At 70.1% G+C, this 18,726-nt stretch carries 23 protein-coding genes; 8 read left to right on the top strand and 15 right to left on the bottom strand.

Annotated features, from left to right (window positions below):
* The first annotated feature begins 11 nt into the window (after nucleotides 1–11).
* Entirely contained in the window at nucleotides 12–1,526 is a 1,515-nt protein-coding gene (locus ACIBG7_RS15350; RefSeq protein WP_397336594.1) for an acyl-CoA synthetase, read from the top strand.
* A 436-nt stretch (nucleotides 1,527–1,962) separates the two neighbouring features.
* On the opposite strand, the gene ACIBG7_RS15345 is transcribed toward ACIBG7_RS15350, so the two are convergent.
* Together ACIBG7_RS15345 and ACIBG7_RS15340 are read right to left on the bottom strand one after the other, a co-directional pair.
* Nucleotides 1,963–2,208, bottom strand: a complete 246-nt coding sequence (locus ACIBG7_RS15345) for a winged helix-turn-helix domain-containing protein (RefSeq protein ID WP_397336593.1) — start codon at nucleotides 2,206–2,208, stop codon at nucleotides 1,963–1,965.
* A 134-nt stretch (nucleotides 2,209–2,342) separates the two neighbouring features.
* A complete protein-coding gene (locus ACIBG7_RS15340) occupies nucleotides 2,343–2,582 on the bottom strand; it encodes a GntR family transcriptional regulator (RefSeq protein ID WP_397336591.1) in 240 nt (79 codons plus the stop codon).
* A 175-nt stretch (nucleotides 2,583–2,757) separates the two neighbouring features.
* Between ACIBG7_RS15340 and ACIBG7_RS15335 the strand changes: the two genes are divergently transcribed.
* The 6 genes from ACIBG7_RS15335 to ACIBG7_RS15310 all read left to right on the top strand — a co-directional run bounded on the left by ACIBG7_RS15335 (nucleotide 2,758) and on the right by ACIBG7_RS15310 (nucleotide 7,246).
* Nucleotides 2,758–2,946, top strand: coding sequence for a hypothetical protein (locus ACIBG7_RS15335; RefSeq protein WP_397336590.1), 189 nt, complete (start codon nucleotides 2,758–2,760; stop codon nucleotides 2,944–2,946).
* Entirely contained in the window at nucleotides 2,943–3,185 is a 243-nt protein-coding gene (locus ACIBG7_RS15330) for a hypothetical protein (RefSeq protein WP_397336589.1), read from the top strand. Before ACIBG7_RS15335 ends, ACIBG7_RS15330 begins: the two co-directional genes overlap by 4 nt.
* A gap of 134 nt (nucleotides 3,186–3,319) precedes the next feature.
* Nucleotides 3,320–4,141, top strand: a complete 822-nt coding sequence (locus ACIBG7_RS15325; protein WP_397336588.1) for a hypothetical protein — start codon at nucleotides 3,320–3,322, stop codon at nucleotides 4,139–4,141.
* Nucleotides 4,138–5,919 carry an FtsK/SpoIIIE domain-containing protein gene (locus ACIBG7_RS15320; protein ID WP_397336587.1) on the top strand — a complete coding sequence of 594 codons (1,782 nt, stop codon included), beginning with the start codon at nucleotides 4,138–4,140 and terminating at the stop codon, nucleotides 5,917–5,919. The genes ACIBG7_RS15325 and ACIBG7_RS15320 overlap by 4 nt, the downstream gene beginning before the upstream one ends.
* A 148-nt stretch (nucleotides 5,920–6,067) precedes the next feature.
* Entirely contained in the window at nucleotides 6,068–6,262 is a 195-nt protein-coding gene (locus ACIBG7_RS15315; RefSeq protein WP_397336586.1) for a hypothetical protein, read from the top strand.
* A 180-nt stretch (nucleotides 6,263–6,442) separates the two neighbouring features.
* On the top strand, nucleotides 6,443–7,246 hold the full coding sequence (locus ACIBG7_RS15310; RefSeq protein ID WP_397336585.1) for a hypothetical protein: 804 nt from the start codon (nucleotides 6,443–6,445) through the stop codon (nucleotides 7,244–7,246).
* 104 nt (nucleotides 7,247–7,350) lie between these two features.
* Here the strand turns inward: ACIBG7_RS15310 and ACIBG7_RS15305 are convergent, their stop codons facing one another.
* The 12 genes from ACIBG7_RS15305 to ACIBG7_RS15250 form a co-directional block, all read right to left on the bottom strand.
* Entirely contained in the window at nucleotides 7,351–7,641 is a 291-nt protein-coding gene (locus tag ACIBG7_RS15305) for a hypothetical protein (RefSeq protein ID WP_397336584.1), read from the bottom strand.
* Nucleotides 7,642–7,731: 90 nt separating this feature from the next.
* A complete protein-coding gene (locus tag ACIBG7_RS15300; protein ID WP_397336583.1) occupies nucleotides 7,732–8,118 on the bottom strand; it encodes a hypothetical protein in 387 nt (128 codons plus the stop codon).
* Nucleotides 8,115–8,822 carry an N-acetylmuramoyl-L-alanine amidase gene (locus tag ACIBG7_RS15295; RefSeq protein WP_397336582.1) on the bottom strand — a complete coding sequence of 236 codons (708 nt, stop codon included), beginning with the start codon at nucleotides 8,820–8,822 and terminating at the stop codon, nucleotides 8,115–8,117. The genes ACIBG7_RS15300 and ACIBG7_RS15295 overlap by 4 nt, the downstream gene beginning before the upstream one ends.
* 2 nt (nucleotides 8,823–8,824) lie before the next feature.
* The gene (locus tag ACIBG7_RS15290) at nucleotides 8,825–9,022 is read right to left on the bottom strand and encodes a hypothetical protein (RefSeq protein ID WP_397336581.1); all 198 of its coding nucleotides are present in this window, start codon (nucleotides 9,020–9,022) and stop codon (nucleotides 8,825–8,827) included.
* Between the two features lie 216 nt (nucleotides 9,023–9,238).
* A complete protein-coding gene (locus tag ACIBG7_RS15285; RefSeq protein WP_397336580.1) occupies nucleotides 9,239–9,676 on the bottom strand; it encodes a hypothetical protein in 438 nt (145 codons plus the stop codon).
* Nucleotides 9,677–11,491, bottom strand: a complete 1,815-nt coding sequence (locus ACIBG7_RS15280; RefSeq protein WP_397336579.1) for a hypothetical protein — start codon at nucleotides 11,489–11,491, stop codon at nucleotides 9,677–9,679.
* 29 nt (nucleotides 11,492–11,520) lie between these two features.
* The gene (locus tag ACIBG7_RS15275; RefSeq protein WP_397336578.1) at nucleotides 11,521–13,287 is read right to left on the bottom strand and encodes a hypothetical protein; all 1,767 of its coding nucleotides are present in this window, start codon (nucleotides 13,285–13,287) and stop codon (nucleotides 11,521–11,523) included.
* Nucleotides 13,288–13,297: 10 nt separating this feature from the next.
* The gene (locus tag ACIBG7_RS15270; protein WP_397336577.1) at nucleotides 13,298–13,801 is read right to left on the bottom strand and encodes a hypothetical protein; all 504 of its coding nucleotides are present in this window, start codon (nucleotides 13,799–13,801) and stop codon (nucleotides 13,298–13,300) included.
* Between the two features lie 9 nt (nucleotides 13,802–13,810).
* Nucleotides 13,811–14,260 carry a hypothetical protein gene (locus tag ACIBG7_RS15265; RefSeq protein ID WP_397336576.1) on the bottom strand — a complete coding sequence of 150 codons (450 nt, stop codon included), beginning with the start codon at nucleotides 14,258–14,260 and terminating at the stop codon, nucleotides 13,811–13,813.
* Nucleotide 14,261: 1 nt separating this feature from the next.
* Complete coding sequence (locus ACIBG7_RS15260; protein ID WP_397336575.1) at nucleotides 14,262–14,696, bottom strand: hypothetical protein; 435 nt, start codon at nucleotides 14,694–14,696, stop codon at nucleotides 14,262–14,264.
* Nucleotides 14,696–14,944, bottom strand: a complete 249-nt coding sequence (locus ACIBG7_RS15255) for a hypothetical protein (RefSeq protein WP_397336574.1) — start codon at nucleotides 14,942–14,944, stop codon at nucleotides 14,696–14,698. The genes ACIBG7_RS15260 and ACIBG7_RS15255 overlap by 1 nt, the downstream gene beginning before the upstream one ends.
* A gap of 11 nt (nucleotides 14,945–14,955) precedes the next feature.
* Nucleotides 14,956–17,901: a hypothetical protein gene (locus ACIBG7_RS15250; protein WP_397336572.1), complete on the bottom strand. Its 2,946-nt coding sequence runs from the start codon at nucleotides 17,899–17,901 to the stop codon at nucleotides 14,956–14,958.
* A gap of 104 nt (nucleotides 17,902–18,005) precedes the next feature.
* Here ACIBG7_RS15250 and ACIBG7_RS15245 point away from each other — a divergent pair, with 104 nt between their 5' ends.
* Nucleotides 18,006–18,365 carry a hypothetical protein gene (locus ACIBG7_RS15245; protein WP_397336571.1) on the top strand — a complete coding sequence of 120 codons (360 nt, stop codon included), beginning with the start codon at nucleotides 18,006–18,008 and terminating at the stop codon, nucleotides 18,363–18,365.
* On the opposite strand, the gene ACIBG7_RS15240 is transcribed toward ACIBG7_RS15245, so the two are convergent.
* On the bottom strand, nucleotides 18,358–18,717 hold the full coding sequence (locus ACIBG7_RS15240; RefSeq protein ID WP_397336570.1) for a hypothetical protein: 360 nt from the start codon (nucleotides 18,715–18,717) through the stop codon (nucleotides 18,358–18,360). The two genes, ACIBG7_RS15245 and ACIBG7_RS15240, sit on opposite strands and share 8 nt — an antisense overlap.
* Nucleotides 18,718–18,726: the final 9 nt, after the last annotated feature.

Below are 18,726 nucleotides of genomic sequence, written 5' to 3'. Positions count from 1 at the left end.
ACTGTTCGGTCATGTACCCCGGAGCCATCGCAGCCGTGACCCCCGACAAGCCCGCTGTGATCCTGGCGGGTTCCGGCGAGGTCGTCACCTACCGCCGGCTGGACGAGGAGTCCAACCGGCTGGCCCAGCTCTTCCGCGCCAACGGCCTCAAACCGGGCGACCACATCGCCTTCATGCTCGGCAACCACCCGCTCTTCCTGGTGATCGCCTGGGCGGCGCACCGGTCGGGCCTGTACTACACCGCGATCAGCCCCCGCCTCCAGGCCGAGGAACTGGCCTACATCGTCGAGAACTGCGAGGCCCGTGCCTTCATCACCTCGGCGGACCTGGCCGAGGTCGCCGCCGCCGTGCCCGAGGTCGAGCTCCGGCTCATGATCGACGGGGTGGCCGAGGGCTACTCCTCCTACGAGGAGGCGGTCGCCGCCCAGCCGGCCATGCCGATCCCGGACGAGTGCCAGGGCGCGGACATGCTCTACTCCTCCGGGACCACCGGGCGGCCGAAGGGCGTCAAACCCGCCCTCTCACGGGCCGAGATGAGCGAGCCCGGGGTGCTCCTGCAGCTCATCCAGTTTCTGTTCGCGCCCTCGGCCGACAGCGTCTACCTCTCGCCGGCGCCGCTCTACCACGCCGCCCCGCTGCGGTACTGCATGGCCTTCCAGAAGCTCGGGGCCACCGTCGTGGTCATGGAGAAGTTCGAGCCGGAGGCCTACCTCGCCGCCGTGGAGCGCTACCGGGCCACGCACAGCCAGCTCGTGCCGACCATGTTCATCAAGATGCTCAAGCTGCCGGAGGAGCGGCGGGCCAAGTACGACCTGTCCTCGCTGCAGTGCGCCGTGCACGCCGCCGCGCCCTGCCCGGTGCCGGTCAAGCAGCAGATGCTCGACTGGTGGGGCCCGATCGTGCACGAGTACTACGCCGGCACCGAGGGCAACGGCTTCCTGTACGTCAGCCCGGCCGACTGGCTCGCCCACCCCGGCACGGTCGGCCGCGCGTTGCTCGGCAAGGTGCACATCCTCGACGAGGACGGCAACGACGTGCCCCCGCGCACCCACGGCACCGTCTTCTTCGCCGACGGGCCCCGCTTCGAGTACCACGGCGACCCGGACAAGACGCGCGCCGCCCAGGACCCCCGGGGACGCGGGTGGACGACGCTCGGCGACATCGGCTACCTGGACGAGGAAGGCTTCCTCTACCTCACCGACCGGCGCAGCTACATGATCATCTCCGGTGGGGTGAACATCTACCCGCAGGAGGCCGAGAACGTGCTCGCCGTCCACCCCCTCGTCGCCGACGTGGCCGTCTTCGGCATCCCGGACGAGGAGATGGGCGAGCAGGTCAAGGCGGTCGTCCAGCCGGTGGACCCGGACCAGGCGGGGCCGGCGCTGGAGGCCGAACTGATCGAGTACTGCCGGTCGAAGCTGGCGCACTACAAGTGCCCCAAATCCATCGACTTCCGGGACGAACTGCCGCGCCATCCCACCGGCAAGCTCTACAAGCGGCTGCTCCGGGACGAGTACTGGGCCTGAGCCGACGCCTCCCGGGTAGGGGGTGCGTATGAAGCTGATGGATCGTTTGCGCAGATATCTCCAGAGCCCCCAGGGCCGCCGGCAGGTGGAGCAGGTGAAGCGGGCGGCTCGCGACCCGAGGAACCAGGCGAGGGTCCGCGGCTGGTTCAGCAGGTTGCGACGCCGCTGACGCGAAGTCCGTGCCCCCGGATTTCCGGCGGAGGACCACGTCCCGAGCAGGGCGGATAAGCCGTCCGTCAGCCGGACGGGCCCGGGACGATCACCGGCTTAAGCAGCTCTTATCGCACACACACCTGTGTCGTGGCCTCACTATATGCAGGTAGGCCCCCACCTGTATCGGCGACTGTTATACGGGCTATCGCCGATCTTGTGGGGGCGAGGCATCGCCGCAGGTCACGAATTAGTGCAAGGGGCGTGCGAGAGAAGCGGACGCCCGTTAGGCGTCTTCGTCGGCAGGCTCGGGGCCCACGAAAGATCCCAGGTTCGGCCGGGTGTAGATCAGGCCAGCCTCGCGCAGCGCCTTGATCGCCTTGCGCGAGGTGTTGCCGGCGACGCCGAACTCTTCCTGGATGGCGCGCTCGGAGATGAGCCGGCCGGGCGGCCACTCGCCGGACTCGATGCGTCGCCGTACGACGCGGACGATCTGCTCCCACCTGGGCAGGTCATCGCGGAAATCGAACACGTCCGCAGCGTAGGTGATCATGGTCCGGGGCCCGTCGGCGGCTGTACCCAGGGGCAGGCATGGGTACCCATAGGGCGGGGTAGTGCAGTGATCACGGCGTGGCCGGTGCGACGTCACTCGCACCGGTCCGCCGGCTACTCCGAAGGCGGCGCCACGAAGGTGCCGATGCCCCGCACCGAGTAGGCCGCGCCCTCTTCGCGCAATCTCGTCAACACCTTCTGGGCGGTGTTGGGTGCGATCTCGAACTCGGTAACCAGCTCATGCTGCGACGGGAGCTGGCTGTCGGGCGGGTAGGTGCCGTCGGCAATTCGCGCCTTCAATACCTCGGCCACCTGCTGCCACTTCGGCGCATTTGCCCGCCACTCGATCGACATGATCCAAACGTATGCAACCATGCTGACCTGCGGATACGCACGCACTACCAAGGTTGAGCATGGTTAACCACGGTCAAGCGGCGTACCATCCGATCTGAAGGCCTGCATAAGTCGGGCCCGGTAGGCGCTGACACGCCGGATCCGGGCCCTCGACCGCACGGGAAGGTGCGACCTAATGGGACACGATACGGCCACCGCGACGGTCTGCCGATACTGCGGACACGAGCTCGTCCTCAACGACATGCGCACCCGCTGGCTCCGCAAGCACGCCCCGGCCGCCGAAGACGCGGTGGTGTGCCCCCAGAGCCCGATCAAGGCCGTCGGCTTCCGCCGCCACGAGCCGCGCGAGGACCTGGCCGAGTGACCACTCCGACCGCCATCGCCTGGGTCCAGTCCGAACGTGTCCCGGAGTGGACGTACGGCTACGTCGGCAAGGTCAGGGCGTTCTGCATCGAGAACCTGTACTCCAGGGCGAGTCTCCAGCCGCACCTGCCCGGGCCGACCGGCTACCCGGCCCAGGAGATCCATCCGTCGGTGGAGGCGGCCAAGGCGCGGGCGGTCGAGATCCTGCGCGACTTCCTCGTCCACTTGGGCGAGGCGTAGACCGCGCGGCCGGCCGGTCGACCTTGCATCTCTCCCGGCCGGTCGCGCCCCCAACACGAAGAAGCCCCGCCCCGGCGGCAACCGGAGCGGGGTCCTTCCGACCCAGACACCAATCTGACCTTGGAGTCCGAGACATGACCGACCTTACGATCGCGGCCCCCGCCGCGCCAGCCGTACCGCGAGCGCCCCGCCGCTGGCCGCTCATCCTCCTCGCCCTCCCCGCCGCCGTCGCCACCTGGTCCGGCTGGGTAGGCCTCGGCGAGAAGACCGGCTTCGGCGTCGTCAAGCCACTCCCCGGCATCCTCGACGACGTCGCCATCAACACCGCGGTGATGCTCCCCATCGGCGTCGAGGCCTACGCCGCCTTCGCCCTGTCCGCGTGGCTCAACACCCACCCCGCGCTGAGCGCGAGCACCCGCCGGTTCGCCGGAGTCAGCGCGCTCGGCTCGCTGCTACTCGGCATGCTGGGCCAGATCGCCTACCACCTGCTCGCCACCCACGGGTACACCACCGCCCCCGCGTGGGTCACCACCGCCGTCTCCTGCCTGCCCGTGCTCGTCCTCGGGATGGGCGCCGGACTCGGCCACATGATCTCCCGCGACCTGCACGCCGCACCCGCCCCCGAACCCGCCGCCCTCCCCGCCGTCGAGGCCTCCGTGGAGCCCGTGAGCGAGGCCTTCGCCGAGGCTCCCGCGCCGGGTACGGCAGAGGCCCCCGCCGAGCCCGCGCAGCCCGTGCACGTACCCGCGCCGAACCCGCTCCTGCCTGCGGAGATCGCCGTCCTCGGACCCGTCCCCGACGCGCTCTATTCGACCGCCGCGTTCAGGTACGCCGAGGAGCTCGGGGCGGGCAAGACGCCCGCGCTGGCCCGGCTGAAGCGGGAACTGCGCATCGGCCAGGAGCGCGCGACCGGCCTGCGCGCGTACCTCGGGATGCTCGCCAAGGCGACCTCATGACCGACACGTTCACGCGCCCACAGACGTCACCCGAGTTCTGGACCCGGCCCCGGCGCGGCGTTCGGTTTGTCTTCCAGAAGGCGCGGCAGGGCCAGTACGTCAGCCGTACCGGCCGGGCCCTCTACCGGGCGAGCACCACCCCGGCGGCCGGAACCAGCCTGCTGGCCAAGACCGCCTGGCGGTGGATCCGCGCCGACGACTACGCCAAGACCGACGACCTCAAGTTCCTGGAGAGCGTCAGGACGCGGCGGCGCCGTACGGCGTGGCTGGCGGCGTCCGGCTACGTCGCCGTGGCCAGCATGGGCGCCTACATGGCCGGCACCACCGCGGCCCTCGTCGCCGCCGGCGCGGTCGTCACGGCCGGCACGGTCGCCGAGACGGCCAGGCGGGTCAAGCACCGCCCGGCCCGGCCGCTCGCCGGGCTCGGCAAGGGCAAGACCCCGAAGGAGGACGTCGTCGTGCGCGCTGCCATCGCGGCGAAGCTCGGCCGGCCCGAGGGGATGCGGCTCGCCGAGCCGGTCATCAGCGAAGACGGCGGCTGGGCGACCATCCTCCAGCTCACCCCCGGCGACAGGGCCCGCGCCTGCCTCGGCAAGGAAGGCGACTTCGCGTCCGCGCTGGGAGTCGGCGAGTCGCAGGTGGTGTTCGACACGATCGACGGCAACGCCGGGCAGCTGCCCATCTTCGTCGCCAAGGCCGACCCGTTCCTGAAGGTCCACCCGTCCCCGCTGCTCGGCTGTACGGAGCCGCTCGACTTCTGGGCGGGCATCGCGGCGGGGGTCAACGCGCGCGGCCGGGAGGTGCGCCTACGGCTCGTGGACGCCTCCCTCCTGGTCGCGGGGGAGCCGCGCGCCGGGAAGAGCGCCGCGGTGAACGGCATCATCGGCACCGCCGCCCTCGCGGTCACGCCGAAGATCCACCTGTGGGACGGCAAGGGCGCCGGCGACCACCGCGCCTGGCGGAAGATCGCCCACACGGCGGAGAAGCGGAACGCGGCCGGCCTGCTGGCGCACCTGCGCAAGATGCAGGCCCAGATGGAGCGCGTCTTCGACCTGCTTGACGACGCCGGCGGCTCGACCAAGCTGTCTCCCGGGCTGTGCCGCCAGCTCGGCGTCGACATCGAGCTCACCATCGTGGACGAGACCCGCTACTACGTGACCTCGCCGCACGGCCAGGAGATCGTCGAGCTGATGGTGGACATCGCCTCGCGCGGCCCGGCCGCGGGGATCCTGCTGGTGCTCGCCTCGCAGCGGATGACGGTGGACGCGATCCCCGGCCCGCTCAAGGGCGTGTGCAGCTTGAGGTGGGCGATGCGCTGCCCGGACAAGACGGCCTCCAACGCGGTGCTCGGCCAGGGGGCGGCGGGCGCCGGGTACGACGCCTCCGAGATCCCGCGCTCGCACCGTGGCGTCGGCATCCTGGACGCGGACGGCGCCGACCCGGTGAAGCTGCGCTCGTACTTCCTGGACGACACGGGCACGGACCTGGCCGACGTGGCGGCGGTGGCGTACGAGCTGCGCCGGGCGGCCGGGATGCTGCCGCCCGCTGTGCAGGCGGTGGCGACGGATCCGGTCGAGGAGATCCTGGCCGCGTTCGGCGAGGCGGACCGGATGCACACCGGCGAGCTGGTCGAGCATCTCGGCCCGGGCTGGTCGGCCGCCCGGATCGCGCAGGTGCTCAAGCCGCACGGCGTGGCTCCAGGCCAGGTTGTGATCGACGGCATCAACCGCAACGGCTACCGACGCCAGGACATCGAGCAGCTCTACGCGGCAGCCTGAGCCGGGGTCTATCCCGGCCTCTACCCGCCGAAGAGGGTCTACCCCGCCTCTACCGCCGCTGACCTGCGAGGTAGAGGCGGTAGACCCTGCGGCGGCACCCCCTGATTCGCCTTCTCCGGGCCCCGCGGAGGGCTGGAAGGAACACGCCATGGAGCTGATGCTCGCCCTCGTGACGCTGGCTTTCGCCTACTGGTGCTGGGACCGGCGGCGCCACCCGATGAAGGCGTGCCCGCGCTGCCGTCGCTCGCCCGGCCGGAAGGTCAGCTCGTGGAACGGGCAGGCGTACGGCACGTGCCGGCGCTGCGATGGCCGCGGCGAGGTGCGGCGCGCGGGCCTGAGATAGGGAGGGCGTCCGGACCCTTCCCCGAGACCGGACGCCCGGTCCCAGGCTACAGGGGCATTCGAAGCCCTGTTCGCATAGCCGACTACCGGGTCGGTTTAGATTTAGATCGGTACAGATTTGGACTGGTCTAAATCTGTACCGTATGCTCTGGGGTAGCCGATCACAGACACGGAGCAGAACATGACCTGGAACCAGCTCAGCAAGGCCCAGCAGAACACCGCCCGCAAGCTCTCCGCCGAACTGGTGGCCGCGGGTGTCGAAGACGCCACCGTCTCCCAGGTCGCCAAGCACTTCGACCAGGCGATGAGGTGGAAGCGTGGGCAGCTCGCCCTCGACCAGCTCGCCGAGACCACCGGCTGGTCTCTTCGTCGGATAGAGCCCGTCATCGAGGTCGGGAAGGCCGCTCAGGCCGAGTTCGAGAGTGCCACCGAGAAGGCCGCTCGATCCGACATCGCAACCGCCGCCGAGAAGGCCGCTAGGACAGATTTCACGCCCGCTGTCGACAAGGCCGCCGCGGAGCTCGCCGAGGCCGTCACCACCACCATCCGCGACGCAGACACCGCCATCCGCGACGCCATCCGCGCGGCCCAGGCTGCGGGCGTGTCCGCCAACGAGATCGCTCGTCGTGCGAGCTACGCGGCCACTGGCGTGCGTGGCTACAGTCGCTCGCTGGTGCTGGAGATCCTCGGTGCGGAAGACATCCTCGCCAGCGCCGTGACCGCCCTTCGCGAAGCCGAGATCAGTGTCGGCGGGCAGTACGCCGAGGAGGTGGAGGCGTGGGCCTGGCGTGACGCCTCCCGTCGCGTCCTGGTCCGCCTGTCCGACGAGATGATGCAGCGGGCGTCGGCTACTCGCTACAACCTGGCCAGCGGGATCGAGAAGGCGATTTCGCAGGCCGGTCTGATGATGTCTCAAGGGGATTACAGCCTGGACATGTGGCAGTGCATAGCCAGGGGTGAGACGGCCGAGATCAGCCGCTCCTGAGCACGACGAAAGCGCCCCCGCCCGTCCCGGAGGACGAGCGGGGGCGATCTTCCCAAGGCGAGCGGTGTAGCGAGGTCCACGGTACGCCTCGGACGTGCGTACGGCTAGAACGCCTTGTCGGAGTGCACACCCGGGTGATAGCCCGGCGTCCGGTCCGGCGCCTTGCCGTACGTCGGGGCGGCCTTCCAGCCGAGCAGCACGCCGGCGCCGGGCCAGACGGCCTCCAGGAGGCGGACGACGGTGTAGTAGCCGGAGATCGCCAGGGAGACGAGGACGACGCTGGCGGGCGCGACGGGGAGGTCGACGCCGTAGGAGGCGAGCCAGGCGGCGAGGGACGGGATCCAGGCGGCGACGTTGGTGCGCAGCCAGGAGACGAGCCAGTCGGACAGGGACATGTGCCTCTCCTTCGGAGATGACGAAGCCCCGGCCGGGAGGCTCGGGGCGGGGTTGACCCTCGAGGGTCGGGGAGCGTTGACCCTCGAGGGTCAGGGACTGGTAGGCGACGAGCTCGGGGCCGGGGTGGGGGTCGCCTTGACGCAGGCGAACTTGGGCAGTCCGGAGGTGCCGGTGCCGCCCGGCTTGCAGACGGCGGTGACGCCGTCGAAGGTGAGCTCGAAGCCCTTGAGCGGCTTGACGAGCTTGTCGACGCCCGCGCGGCTGTAGAAGGTGAGCTTTCTCTCCCGGCTGTTGCACGCGCCGTCCACCGACTTCGCCAGGTTGTCGCGCTCGAGCACTCGGAGCTGGCCGGTGCTCTTGGCGACGCACCCGCCGTACGAGCCCGCGGGCTCCTTCCAGGCGGCCGACGCGGCGCCCGCGCCGAGCAGGAGCACGGCGGCGCCGGCCGATGCGGCGATGGTCTTCTTACCGATCATGAGGGGTTCTCCTTGTCGAGTACGGCCCAGCAGGCGGCGGTCCAGCCGTAGCCGGTGCCGAGCTTGTGCTTGGCCTTGAACCGCGTGACGAGCGTCATCAGGTCGTAGTCCTCAGGCGTGTAGTCCCGGGAGGTCTGGTTGGCGGCGCCGAGCGCCTTCCGGATGCGGATCACGTGCGGGGAGGAGTCGCCCGGCTGGAGCTCGGGACGGCGCGGCGCGGCGGGCCGGGCGGGCTTGGGGGTATCAACGGGCATGCCGTCGTCGACCCAGGCGGCCAGGCGCGGGCCTGGGCAGGCGGTGGCGTACCGGTCGCCGTGGCCCAGCATCCGGAGCTTCCGGCCGGCGCGGCGGCATGCCTCCTCGTACAGCCAGCGGATCGCGCGCAGCGCGGCCGGGGAGGGGCTGTTGTCGCCGATGTACGCGACGCTGACACCGCTGCGGTTGTGCCCGGGGCAGTGCGCGCCGACGGCCAGCCAGCCGCGGCCCTCGAATAGCCGTCCGCGGTCGTCGACGAGGAAGTTGTAGCCCACGTCTGCCCAGCCGCGCTGCGGGCCCTGATGGAACGCCTGGATGCTGCGCACGGTCTGCGTAGTGGGGCCGGTCGTGTGGTGGACGAAGAACTCCGTCCTGCTCGCCCAGGGGACCGTGTAGACGGGCCCCTCAGGGGAGCGGGCGTCCCACTCGGCGCGGGTGACGACGTTCATGGTCAGCCTCCGATCCCGTTCATGACTGCGACGTTCAAGATGCCGATGACGAAGGCCAGCGCTGCGGCGATGAGCGCCGACAGCACCATGCGCCGGTCGGCCGCCCGCCCGTCCTTCTCCCGCTTCTGCTCCTCGCGGATCTGCGAGAGGTCCTCCAGGAGGGCGGTGCGGTGGGCCTCGTACAGGTCGCGGGTGACCATGAGGGAGATGCTGGTGGCGAGAGAGGCAAACCGGTCGCTTGAGTTCCGCTCGAACCTCTCCAGCGTTCGGGCGACCTCACCGAGGGTGGGCTCTTCAACGGACATGCTCAAACACGGCTCCTCGCAGGTGATACGGCAAAGCGCCGCGGCGGGTGGGAAGCGGGCCGCCCGCCCCGCGCATCCTCCAATGGGAGGGCGGGCGGCCACGATCAGGGGTTAGGCGAAGTCCATGAGCCCGGCGCTCTTGAGCGCGTCGAGGGTCGCGACCAGCCGGTTGCCGACGGAGAACAGGCCGTCGACGAGCGCCTGGCTGTGGGAGGAGCTGTAGCTGCCGGGCGCGTTGGAGACGTTGTAGCCGACCGGGTCGAACACAGCGCCGGCGGACGGGACCTCGGGCGGGATGCCGCTGTACTCGCTGCCGTCGCTGCTGCGCCACCAGAAGTCCCCGCCGCTGGCGAACAGGTAGATGCCGCCTGACGGGGTGGATGGCACGCCGTTCGGCAGGAACAGCGGCCCGCTCGTCTTCGTGACCGGGACTCCTGGCCGCTGGCCCAGCAGCTGCTCGACCCTGGACATGCGCGTCGACAGCTCTTGCAGCATCCGGACCGGGTCGTGCACTGCGGTGCCGGCGAACGGGTCCATCGGCATACCCATCTACAGGGCCTCCTGTTCGAGGGTGAGGGTGAGGGTGTCGCGGCCCTCGTTGCGCTGGGCGGGGGTGAGGGACCAGCCGATGATCCGCATCCGCTTGTTGAACGACGGGCTGCCGTTGCGGAGCGGGTAGCGCGGGTTGTTCAGGGTGATGCGCGCGTACTGGCCCAGGCAGTTCGGCGTCCAACTGGAGCCCTTGCCGAGTAGCACCGTGCACTCGAACACGCGGGGCGAGCCCTGTGTGCGGCTGGCCCAGTAGGAGGCGTAGGCGTCGACCTCGGCCTGGTCCGCCGAGTCGTGCCGCAGTCTCTTGTCGATGATGGGCCAGCCGGCCGCGCGGTGAGCGGTCGCGGTCAGCAGCTCGGACCGGGTGGGCGGTGACGCGGTGGTGATGTCGGTCTGCTCGGGGGTGCCGCCGACGACGGCCAGGCGGGTGTGGCCGGACAGCGCGCTGATGGTGCGCGACCAGGACACGATGGTGCCGCCGGATTCGCCTTCGACGAACTCGTGCTCGACCTCGGGGTGGTCGATCTTGGGGGATCCCCATTCCCAGGAGCGGAGCAGGTTGCCGCCCACGATGCGCGGGTTGATCACCGACTCGAAGCCGCCGTCGACGCGGGCGTAGTTCTGCAGGATCTGGCCGATGTAGGCGTCCTGGTCGGCGACGAGCGGCCGGTCCGTCCCGGACAGGCCGGCCTGGAGGGTGAGCCCGATGTTGGAGCCGGGGTCGTCCATCGCGATCTGCAGCAGCGCGCGAGCGTTGGCGATCTGGTCGCCCTCTTCGAGGTTGATGCCGGCCAGCAGGGCGACGTGGGCGAGGTAGCCGTCCAGAGTGACGCCCTGCAAGCCGAGGGCGACCCCGCCGCGGGCGCCGCGCTGCTCGACCGCGGTGTGGATCCAGTAGATGCCGGTCAGCTGGTCGTCGCGCCAGCAGTGGATCACCGTGCGTCCCGGGCCCGACGAGAGGTTCGTCTCGTCCTCGGGGATGATGTCCCGGATCTGCCGGGCGGCGCGGGCCGACCCCAGCGGGATCTCGCCGGCGAACGCGCCGACGTCGCCGATACGCCGGTCGTAGCCGCGCACGGCCATGGACGTCAGGTCCCCGCGGAACTCTCCGGTGAGCAGGTCGTGGGCGGTGTAGCGGGCGAGGGACAGGCCCTTGGCTGGCGCGTAGACCGGGAACGGCTGCGGTGTGGGAGTATTTCCGCCACCCGATCCTCCGCCCGTGTCCGTCGAGCGGATGAGCAGCGTGACGGCCCGTTGGGCGGTGGGGGTGGGGGTAGCCAGCATCCCGGCTGCGTCCAGCTCGGAGGTGGAGGCGTAGGGGCGGGCGGCGAGGGTGGCGGTGATCGCCCCGGTCTGGACCTGGTCCTGGGTGTAGCCGGGCAGGGCCGCCCACGTGGTCGCGCCGAAGGATTGGATGCCGGCCGAGTAGCGGATCTCGATTCCTGAGGGGCTGGAGGGGGTCAGGCCCGGCGCCATGTTGCTGGTGTCGAAGGTGACCTGGAGGCCGGCCAGGGTGGCGTTGCGGATGACGTGCAAGATGACGACGCCATCAGCCAGGGGGTCCTGGGTGACCGTGTACTCCTCCGGCTCATCCGGGCCGATCGTCTTGCCCCAGACGCGGGCTCCCGCCCAGGAGGTGGCCGGGAAGTCGCCGATCGGCTGCCAGGTGCCGCCGCCCGTGATGGTCAGGTCCGCGTTGGCCCCGAAACTCGCGGTGCTCCAGGCGAGGATGATGTCGCCCGGCTGGGCGGCGCCGCGCGCCACCGCGCCGGGGGCGACGCGGGAGACGAGAGAGCGAGTCTCGGCCGGCACGAGCTCACCCCCTTGGGTTGCTGGCTGCTCTACAGGTAGGCGTGTTTCCAGAGGACGACCGCGGGCGGGGCGCTGCCGGTCTCGCTCTCGTAGGCGATCGTGCTGATCCCCTTGCCGAGCACCATGTCCGGGATGCTGACGGATTGGTTCGTCCTGGCTTGGGACTCGTTGACCTCGCCGAGGGCGACGGTGCCGAGCGCCACATCGATCACCAACGCCTGCCCGGCCGGGATTTCGACGTCGTACTCCAGCACGCGCACGTCCTCGGTGCCGTCGGGCAGCATGCGGGTGATCTCGATCAGCGGCTGGTTGGCCGGGCCTGGGATCCGGATCAGCGGCCTGGTCGGCGTGTTGCCGGCGTTGTTGACGTCGACGTCGCCGCCGTCGGGCACGGTGGCGCTCAGCAACTGGCGGCTGTAGAAGCGCGGGTCGGCCATGGCGAACTGGGCGCTGGCCGGGATGAAGCCCAGGACGGCGAGCTGTTCGACAGGGGCGTCCCGGTTGATGCAGGCGCCGTACCCGATGAAGACCGTGTTGTAGATCTGGATCGCGATCGGGAGCTGCTCGTCCGCGTCCGGGACGGGCAGGCCGTCCAGGAAGGCGAGCGCGGCCGCCTCGGCCGCCTCGGTGTCGTTGGGGCAGGTGATCTGGAACTCGGCGGTGACGATCCGCTCCTGGGCGAGCTTCTGGCCCGCCAGCGCTCCGTGCGCGCTGGGATGGGGCACGTCGCCGTTGTCGAGCGGGGCCATGTCCCACGGCGTGCCGGTCAGCCGCATCAGTGTGTACGTGCCGGCGGAGAGCTTGAACCCGTTGTAGGACAGCTCGCCGTGCCCGGTCAGGTCGTCGCCCGGGTTAACCGGGACGGAAACCGTCGGAGCCGGGACGAGCGCGCGGGCGGCGATGAGCGGCGCCGCCACGGCCACGTTCTTGACTGTGCTGACGTCCGGTGCGGGCACCGCGGCGGTGCCGACGATCCGGGGTGCTTCGACGGGAGTGACGCCGCCGCCGACGAAGATGCTCGGTGTCGGCACCGATGAGGTGCCGCCGATGAGCGGAGCTGCGACGTTCCGGCCCAGCGAGATCGCCGGGGTGGGGACGCTCGCCACGCCGGTGATCAGTGGGGGTGTCGCCTCGGCGGGGACCTCACCGGGCAGGAAGATCCGCCGGTGGCCTTGCCTCCAGGGGATGCCGGGCCCGTCGTCCTGCGCCGCGCCGGTCCCGCCGGTCAGGGTGTTGCCGTTGCCGGACAGGTCGGCCAGGTCGGTGGTGCGGATGAGCGGGTACCAGCCGCGCAGCCCGGCCGTACGGCTGGGCATCTGCCGGAAGCACTCGGCCTCCAGCTCGGCCTGCGACAGGCTGGCCGACCACCAGCGGAAGGCCGCGAGCGACCCGTCCATGGGGACGCCGCCCTCGTAGTGGTCGCCGAGCGCTAGCCGGGAGAACTGGTTGCTGCTGGCGCTGCCGTCCGACCAGGTCAGGACAGTGAAGCTGGTGGCGGTGAGGGTGCGGATCACCCAGATGCCGTTGACGCCGTTGTTGCTGTAGCCGACGTAGTGCCACACGCCGGCGGCCGCCGCCGGCCCGGTGTGGCCGGTGTCGCCGGCGATGAGCCGGAACTCGCCCGTCTCGCTGAACAGCATCTCATCGGCGCCGGTGGAGGCGTTGTTGAGCGACCAGATACGGCCCGTCGCCACGACCGGTTTGATCCAGAACGCTACCGACCACTGGTTGCTGGTCGGCGGGCTGGCGATAGTAGCCCTGTACCGGTTGGCCTCGGCCGAGATCCGGACCGCCATCTGCTGCCTCCTAGGAGTCGGAGTAGGAGATGCGGACCTGGACGAGGGCGGCGTCGTTGGCGAGGGTGTCGGCGCCGTTGGAGCCGATCCGTCGGACGCGGAGTGCGACCCAGTCGCCCGCGGCCACGCTGTCGAGGTTGGACAAGGTCACGGTGGCCTTGTGCAGCCGCTTGCTGGTGGTGCCGAGGTGGGCGTCGTCGACCGTCTGCTCGGTGGCCAGCGCTTTGGTCTCGATGTCCTGGCTGTCGGACTCGGGGGTGATCGCGGCCAGGGACACGCCCCACCGGACGGTGCCGGTGGTGGCGTTGACCGCGTACCAGATCAGCTCCACGGTCCAGTTGCCCGACCCGTAGTTGACGGCCTCCAACGACCAGAACGCGGCCTCGTCCGCCGTGGCGTCGTACAGCAGCCGGGAGACGGGGAGGTTGGTGCCGTTGACCTTGTCGTAGGGGGCGATGTTGCTGCCTAGGTGCAGCGCCTCCTCTGGCAGGAGGACCTGCTTGACCGTTGCCACACACGCCCCCTACGGAGTCAGGTCCAGGGCGTAGATGCCGCCCGGATCGTGAGTGACGAGGAACGTGCCGTCCTGGGTCTCCTCGACCGCCCCGAACCAGGTGGCCCACAGGGCGCGGTCGGCGTGCGCGTCGTCGTAGCCCAGGTAGCCCTCGGCGGTGATCGTGCTGGACGGGATGCTGATGTTGTTCGCGTCGAACACCGCGCTCCCAGAACCGGCCAGGAACGTTGTCCCGGTCAGGACCAGACCGCCGGCGGTGTAGCCCGCGCCGGCCGCTTCGTTCGCGAGCAGCCACGTGCCCGCGTTGTAGGCGGTGTCGGTGGTGAAGTTCGGGGTGACGGTGGACTTGAAGAACGCGGCCTTGATGTCGGTCTCGCTGGTCATGTCCGTGGCGAGCTGGGTGTCGTCCCACTTGTCCACGTAGGACGCCACCATGATCCCCGAGGCGCTCCACGCCATGTCAGATCCCCTCCCCGACGTTCGTCTGCGCTCGCGCGGTCGACGGCTGCACGTTGACTGACCCCGGCGGCAGTTCTGTCGCCGGGCTCTGCGGCATCCCGGCGCCGAGCTCAGCCATCGCCTCGATGAGCGGGCCGTGCTTGGCGTGCAGCTCGGCCAGGCGCTCCTGCAGCGCCTCCCGCGCCTCGACCGCCTCGCGGTCGGAGCGGCCGTCGAGCTCGGCCAGCGCCAGGTCGGCCTTGCGGATCGCCTCCAGGGCGCGCAGCCAGCGGCGGGTCTCAGCCAGCGACTCCATCGCCGCGCGCTTGGCCGCCCTCGACTCCTCGCTGCCCTGTTCGGCGTGGGCGTCTTTGGCGTCCAGGAGCACGCCCAGCTCGTCCTCGACCGCCAGCTCCAGCAGCAGCCCGGCCCGGCGCCGCTCGTGTGCTCGCACCATCAGCGTCTCCCTCCCAGCCGGGCCCGGATCAGCGGCACCCGGACCTCCACGTCCTTGTGATCTCCGTGCACCCGGTGGTACTCGCGCGTCAGCACGAGCACCCCGGGCGCGTCAGTGCGCCGCCGTACGATCCGGACGCGGCGGCCGTTGACGATCGGCTCGCGCACATCCGGCTTGGTGGCGCCGGCGTTGGTCTGGATGCTCTTCAGCCGGGCCAGGTCGGCCGGCGTGTATCCCTGCAACCCCATCCGGGGCCTCCCTACATGCGAGGGGCGCGCAGGCCGACCTCCATGCCGACGCCCTTGATGATTCGGTTGAGGTCGGCTTCCGACCGGACGACGGCGCCGGCCAGGTTGACGTTGATGGTGATGCCGCCCGGGCCCGTCATCTGCATGCCACCCGGCCCCACTCCTCCAGCCGAGGCCGCGGCCATGGCCGGGGCGGAGAACCGGACCTGCTGCGGGCGGCTCTCGCGCGCGACGTTCCGCACGCCGGGCAGCGCGGCCTCGGCCTGGCGGAGCATCGCCCGGCCGCGCAGCGGATCCGTGAGCGGGATGACCGCCTCGGCTCCCCGCTCGCCGACCCAGGCCAGGGTGGGCGAGGTGACGATCCCGCCTCTGGCGTAGGCCGCGATCCGCGGTTCGATCGGGCGCGGCTTGGGCTTGAGGGTCCCGGTGATCGAGCTGATCTCGCCCGTGATGCTGCCGGTGTTGCTCTTCTTCTTGGGCTTCTTCTTCGACTTCGGGCCGCTGCCGGCGATCCAGCCGGGATCGTCGTCGTCCTTGCCCTTGGTCCCGGAGATGCTGCCCTGCTCCTCGGCCGCCGCCTTCGCGCCGGTCACCGCGCTGGCCAGTGCCGAAACCGACCCGGTCAGCCCGTCGATCTCGCCCGCCACGGTGTCGCCCATCCCGGTGACCGCCTCGCCCAGGGCGGCCGAGCCTTCGACCCAGCCGCCCGTCATGGCCTCGCCGATCTCACCGACGCGCTCGATCGTCCCGGTCAGAGAGCCGGTCGCACCGAGGGTGCCGGTCAGCTCACCAGTCGCCCGGGACAGCTCGCCCGTGATGCTCGCGCGGGTGGATTCCAGGGTGCCGGTCAGCTCTCCGGTCTGCTTGGAGGCCTTCGCGCTGTAGACCTCCAGGCCGAAGTCGCTGGCGACGTTGCTAAGGAGATCGATCGCGCGTTTCCGGTAGCGGGACTCGTACGGGATGAAGGCTTCCGGGGCGGCGCCCTCGCCGTACAACACGGTCGGCTTGTTGACGATGTGCGGACCCGGCCGCTTCCCGCCCGCCGCGTACGCCTCAATGCCGCCGGCCTCGTACCGGAGGATGCCGCCCGCGCGCTGGGCCTTCTTGATGAGCTGTTCGCGGGTGTATCGAACAGTCGTCTGCTGGATCGTCGTGCTGACGACCTTGCCGTCGAGCTCCTTCAGCTTCCGCTGGTACTCCTTGAGGAGCTCGTTCGCCTCCTTGCCGCCCGGCAACTTGACGTCCGTTTTCACCGCGCCGGGCACCAGGCCGAGGGCGGTTGCCAGGTTGGCGGCCTCCTTCTTCGAGAAGCCCATCGCATCGGCGGTCTTCATGAATGCCGCGCGCTGGCTCTCCAACTTGGCCGCGACCTCAGCCATCGGCGTACCCGCGTCCATCAGGGACTGCCGGTAGCTGTTCGCTGCGGTGGCCAGGTCGATCAAAGCTTGTTTGTTCGCCCGGCCCTTCTCGGTGGTCGTCGAGGTGGCCTCGCCGTTCTTCTTCGCCGCCTCCGTTGCCCGGTCGAGCGCGGCCTGCCAACCGATCTCCGTCTGGATCGCCCCCGACGTGAGCGACACCAGGCTGCTGATTTTGCCGGAGAGGTTGTCGTACTCCCGCGCCGCCTGAGCAGCACTGATCGACATTTTGCCCGTCGACCCGGCGTTCTGCTCGGCCGCGATCTGGGCTTTGGTGATGGCGAGGGAGGCTTCGCTGACGGCACCGGTCAGGTTCTTGACCGTAGTGTGCGACCGCTCCATCTCCTCCGGCAGTGAGCCGCCGAGGAAGAACTTGGACAGCCAGTTGCCGGTCCCCTCCGGATCGAGCGGAGACATGGCGATGGCCTTGACGTCATCCGCCCAGGCGAGCACCTCCGCGCCGACTTTGAGCAGATCCGTCGCATCCTGTACGAGGTCCGCGAGCATGCGCGGGTCCTCGTCAAGCTGCTTGGCGAAGAACTCGAAGGTCTCACCCAGGGTGGTCATGATCTCAGGCATCTGCTGACCCAGCGCCGTCAGCATTTTGCCGAAGCTCCCGCTGACCTTCTCCAGGGGGGGCATCAGCTGCTGGATCCCCTTGGCCACGCCGGCAAGGAACGCGTCGATATCGGGGACAAGGCCCTTGAAGATCCGCGCCAGGGCAGGCTTGATCTTCTGGAAGGTAGAAAGTGCCAGGTCAGCGGCACGAAGCAGGCTGCCTTCCAGCGGCTGCGCGGCGTCGGCCAGCTCGCGCTTGATGACGATGCCCACCCGTCCCCACCGGTTGGCCACCTGCTCCGACTGGGCGGCCGACTGGATGCCCACGGCAGCCAGGCCAGCTCCCAGCGCGAAGACGATGCCGCTGGCTGCTACCTGGGCGACGGTCGGTAGCAGCGCGATGGCGGCACCGACCTTGGCCACCTGACCGGGGCCCACCGAGCCGAGCGTCTCCAGCCCGGCCACGGCCTGGGGGCCGATCGCGCTGGCGGCCTTGCCGAGCAGGCCGAGGGACTGCAGGGCGAGGTTGGTGTCGACGTCTACGTTGACGTCGAGGGTCTGGCCGTCGATGCGCCGCATCTCTGCGAGCACCGTGCCCAGCTCAGCCATGGCCTGCCCGACCTGTGCGCGCACCTCGAACGATGCGCCGTCCTGGACGACGGCGAGCTCGGCCTCCAGCTCGGCTAGCTCGGACATCGCCGGGCCGGCGTCGATATCGACGCCGATCTTCTTCTGGGCCAGCTTCTCCATCCGATCGCGCAGTGCGGCGACCTTGACGTCCGCAGGGCTGGAGTCCGCGTCGATCTTGATGGGCGGCATCTTCCGAACCGCTGCCTCCAGCTTGGACCGGAACCCGCTGGCAAACCCCGCTGTCTCCGTGAACTGGGCGTTCATCGACTTCAAGTCCCGCTTGACGGTCGACGCCCCGGCGGTGAAGCCGCTCACCCCGAGCTTGAGGTGGGTGGTCACGGTGCGATCGGCCATAGGAGCACCCCCTCATTTGTGTCGAATGTCTCGCATGGGACGGAAGGGGCGTGTCATCATCGCCGATGGATCGGGGGGTCCCCGCTGGCGAGACGGAGCCCAACATGACGCACCAGCAGCAGCCGTACGGTCAGCCCGGCCCGGACGGGCAGCAGTCGCCGTACGGCGCACCCTCGCCCGCTTACGACCAGCCGGCCGCACCGCAGAAGGCTGCGGGCAGCAGCAACTGGATCGCCCACTTGACCGCGATCCTCGGCGTCGCCGGCGTGCTCGCGATAGCTCGCGAGAGCAAGGACGCCGCAATCGCTGGCGCCTTCATGGCCAGCCTCGCGGTGATCATCGGCCTATGCGGACTCGTCGCGTTGAAGCGAGGCACCGCGACCAACCGAAACCAGATGATCGGAAGCATCGCAGTCGCTGCGATCATGCTGGCCTACATGATCTTCGCGCTGATCGTCAGGTGATCTCGCGGGCCCGGACGCTGTAGAGCAATCCCGGCTCGCGGCGGCCGGTTTCCGCCTCCCACGCCGCCATCTCCGCTTGACGGCGGTGGACCGCCTCGCAGGCGTGGCATTGGCGCGGAGGCGGCGCTTCCCATCGGCCGGCGTTGTGCTCGCCGGTGGTCTCATCCGTCGGCAGGCCGCACTTGTCGCACCTCGACAGTTGATCGTGGTAGTCGGCCAGAGCCCAGTCTCTGTCGTCGTCGAGCCACTCGGGGTCGTGCCGCGTGACGGCCCGGGCCAGGCGGCCCTCCCCGTCGTACTCGTACGTGGTGACCGAGACGCGTCGTCGGCCGAGCCAGATCGAGCGCGGCACGCCGTACAT

The sequence above is a fragment of the Nonomuraea sp. NPDC050328 genome, from assembly GCF_044459405.1.
Taxonomy (GTDB): domain Bacteria; phylum Actinomycetota; class Actinomycetes; order Streptosporangiales; family Streptosporangiaceae; genus Nonomuraea.
This window is presented reverse-complemented; position numbering and strand designations above follow the sequence as displayed.

Bases quoted from the DNA above. Each gene is read 5' to 3' on its own strand.
- ACIBG7_RS15350 (WP_397336594.1), top strand. From the start codon at position 12: ATGTACCCCGGAGCCATCGCAGCCGTGACCCCCGACAAGCCCGCTGTG.
- ACIBG7_RS15340 (WP_397336591.1), bottom strand. From the start codon at position 2,582: ATGTCGATCGAGTGGCGGGCAAATGCGCCGAAGTGGCAGCAGGTGGCC.
- ACIBG7_RS15335 (WP_397336590.1), top strand. From the start codon at position 2,758: ATGGGACACGATACGGCCACCGCGACGGTCTGCCGATACTGCGGACAC.
- ACIBG7_RS15325 (WP_397336588.1), top strand. From the start codon at position 3,320: ATGACCGACCTTACGATCGCGGCCCCCGCCGCGCCAGCCGTACCGCGA.
- ACIBG7_RS15320 (WP_397336587.1), top strand. From the start codon at position 4,138: ATGACCGACACGTTCACGCGCCCACAGACGTCACCCGAGTTCTGGACC.
- ACIBG7_RS15315 (WP_397336586.1), top strand. From the start codon at position 6,068: ATGGAGCTGATGCTCGCCCTCGTGACGCTGGCTTTCGCCTACTGGTGC.
- ACIBG7_RS15310 (WP_397336585.1), top strand. From the start codon at position 6,443: ATGACCTGGAACCAGCTCAGCAAGGCCCAGCAGAACACCGCCCGCAAG.
- ACIBG7_RS15305 (WP_397336584.1), bottom strand. From the start codon at position 7,641: ATGTCCCTGTCCGACTGGCTCGTCTCCTGGCTGCGCACCAACGTCGCC.
- ACIBG7_RS15300 (WP_397336583.1), bottom strand. From the start codon at position 8,118: ATGATCGGTAAGAAGACCATCGCCGCATCGGCCGGCGCCGCCGTGCTC.
- ACIBG7_RS15295 (WP_397336582.1), bottom strand. From the start codon at position 8,822: ATGAACGTCGTCACCCGCGCCGAGTGGGACGCCCGCTCCCCTGAGGGG.
- ACIBG7_RS15290 (WP_397336581.1), bottom strand. From the start codon at position 9,022: ATGGTCACCCGCGACCTGTACGAGGCCCACCGCACCGCCCTCCTGGAG.
- ACIBG7_RS15285 (WP_397336580.1), bottom strand. From the start codon at position 9,676: ATGGGTATGCCGATGGACCCGTTCGCCGGCACCGCAGTGCACGACCCG.
- ACIBG7_RS15275 (WP_397336578.1), bottom strand. From the start codon at position 13,287: ATGGCGGTCCGGATCTCGGCCGAGGCCAACCGGTACAGGGCTACTATC.
- ACIBG7_RS15265 (WP_397336576.1), bottom strand. From the start codon at position 14,260: ATGGCGTGGAGCGCCTCGGGGATCATGGTGGCGTCCTACGTGGACAAG.
- ACIBG7_RS15260 (WP_397336575.1), bottom strand. From the start codon at position 14,696: ATGGTGCGAGCACACGAGCGGCGCCGGGCCGGGCTGCTGCTGGAGCTG.
- ACIBG7_RS15255 (WP_397336574.1), bottom strand. From the start codon at position 14,944: ATGGGGTTGCAGGGATACACGCCGGCCGACCTGGCCCGGCTGAAGAGC.
- ACIBG7_RS15250 (WP_397336572.1), bottom strand. From the start codon at position 17,901: ATGGCCGATCGCACCGTGACCACCCACCTCAAGCTCGGGGTGAGCGGC.
- ACIBG7_RS15245 (WP_397336571.1), top strand. From the start codon at position 18,006: ATGACGCACCAGCAGCAGCCGTACGGTCAGCCCGGCCCGGACGGGCAG.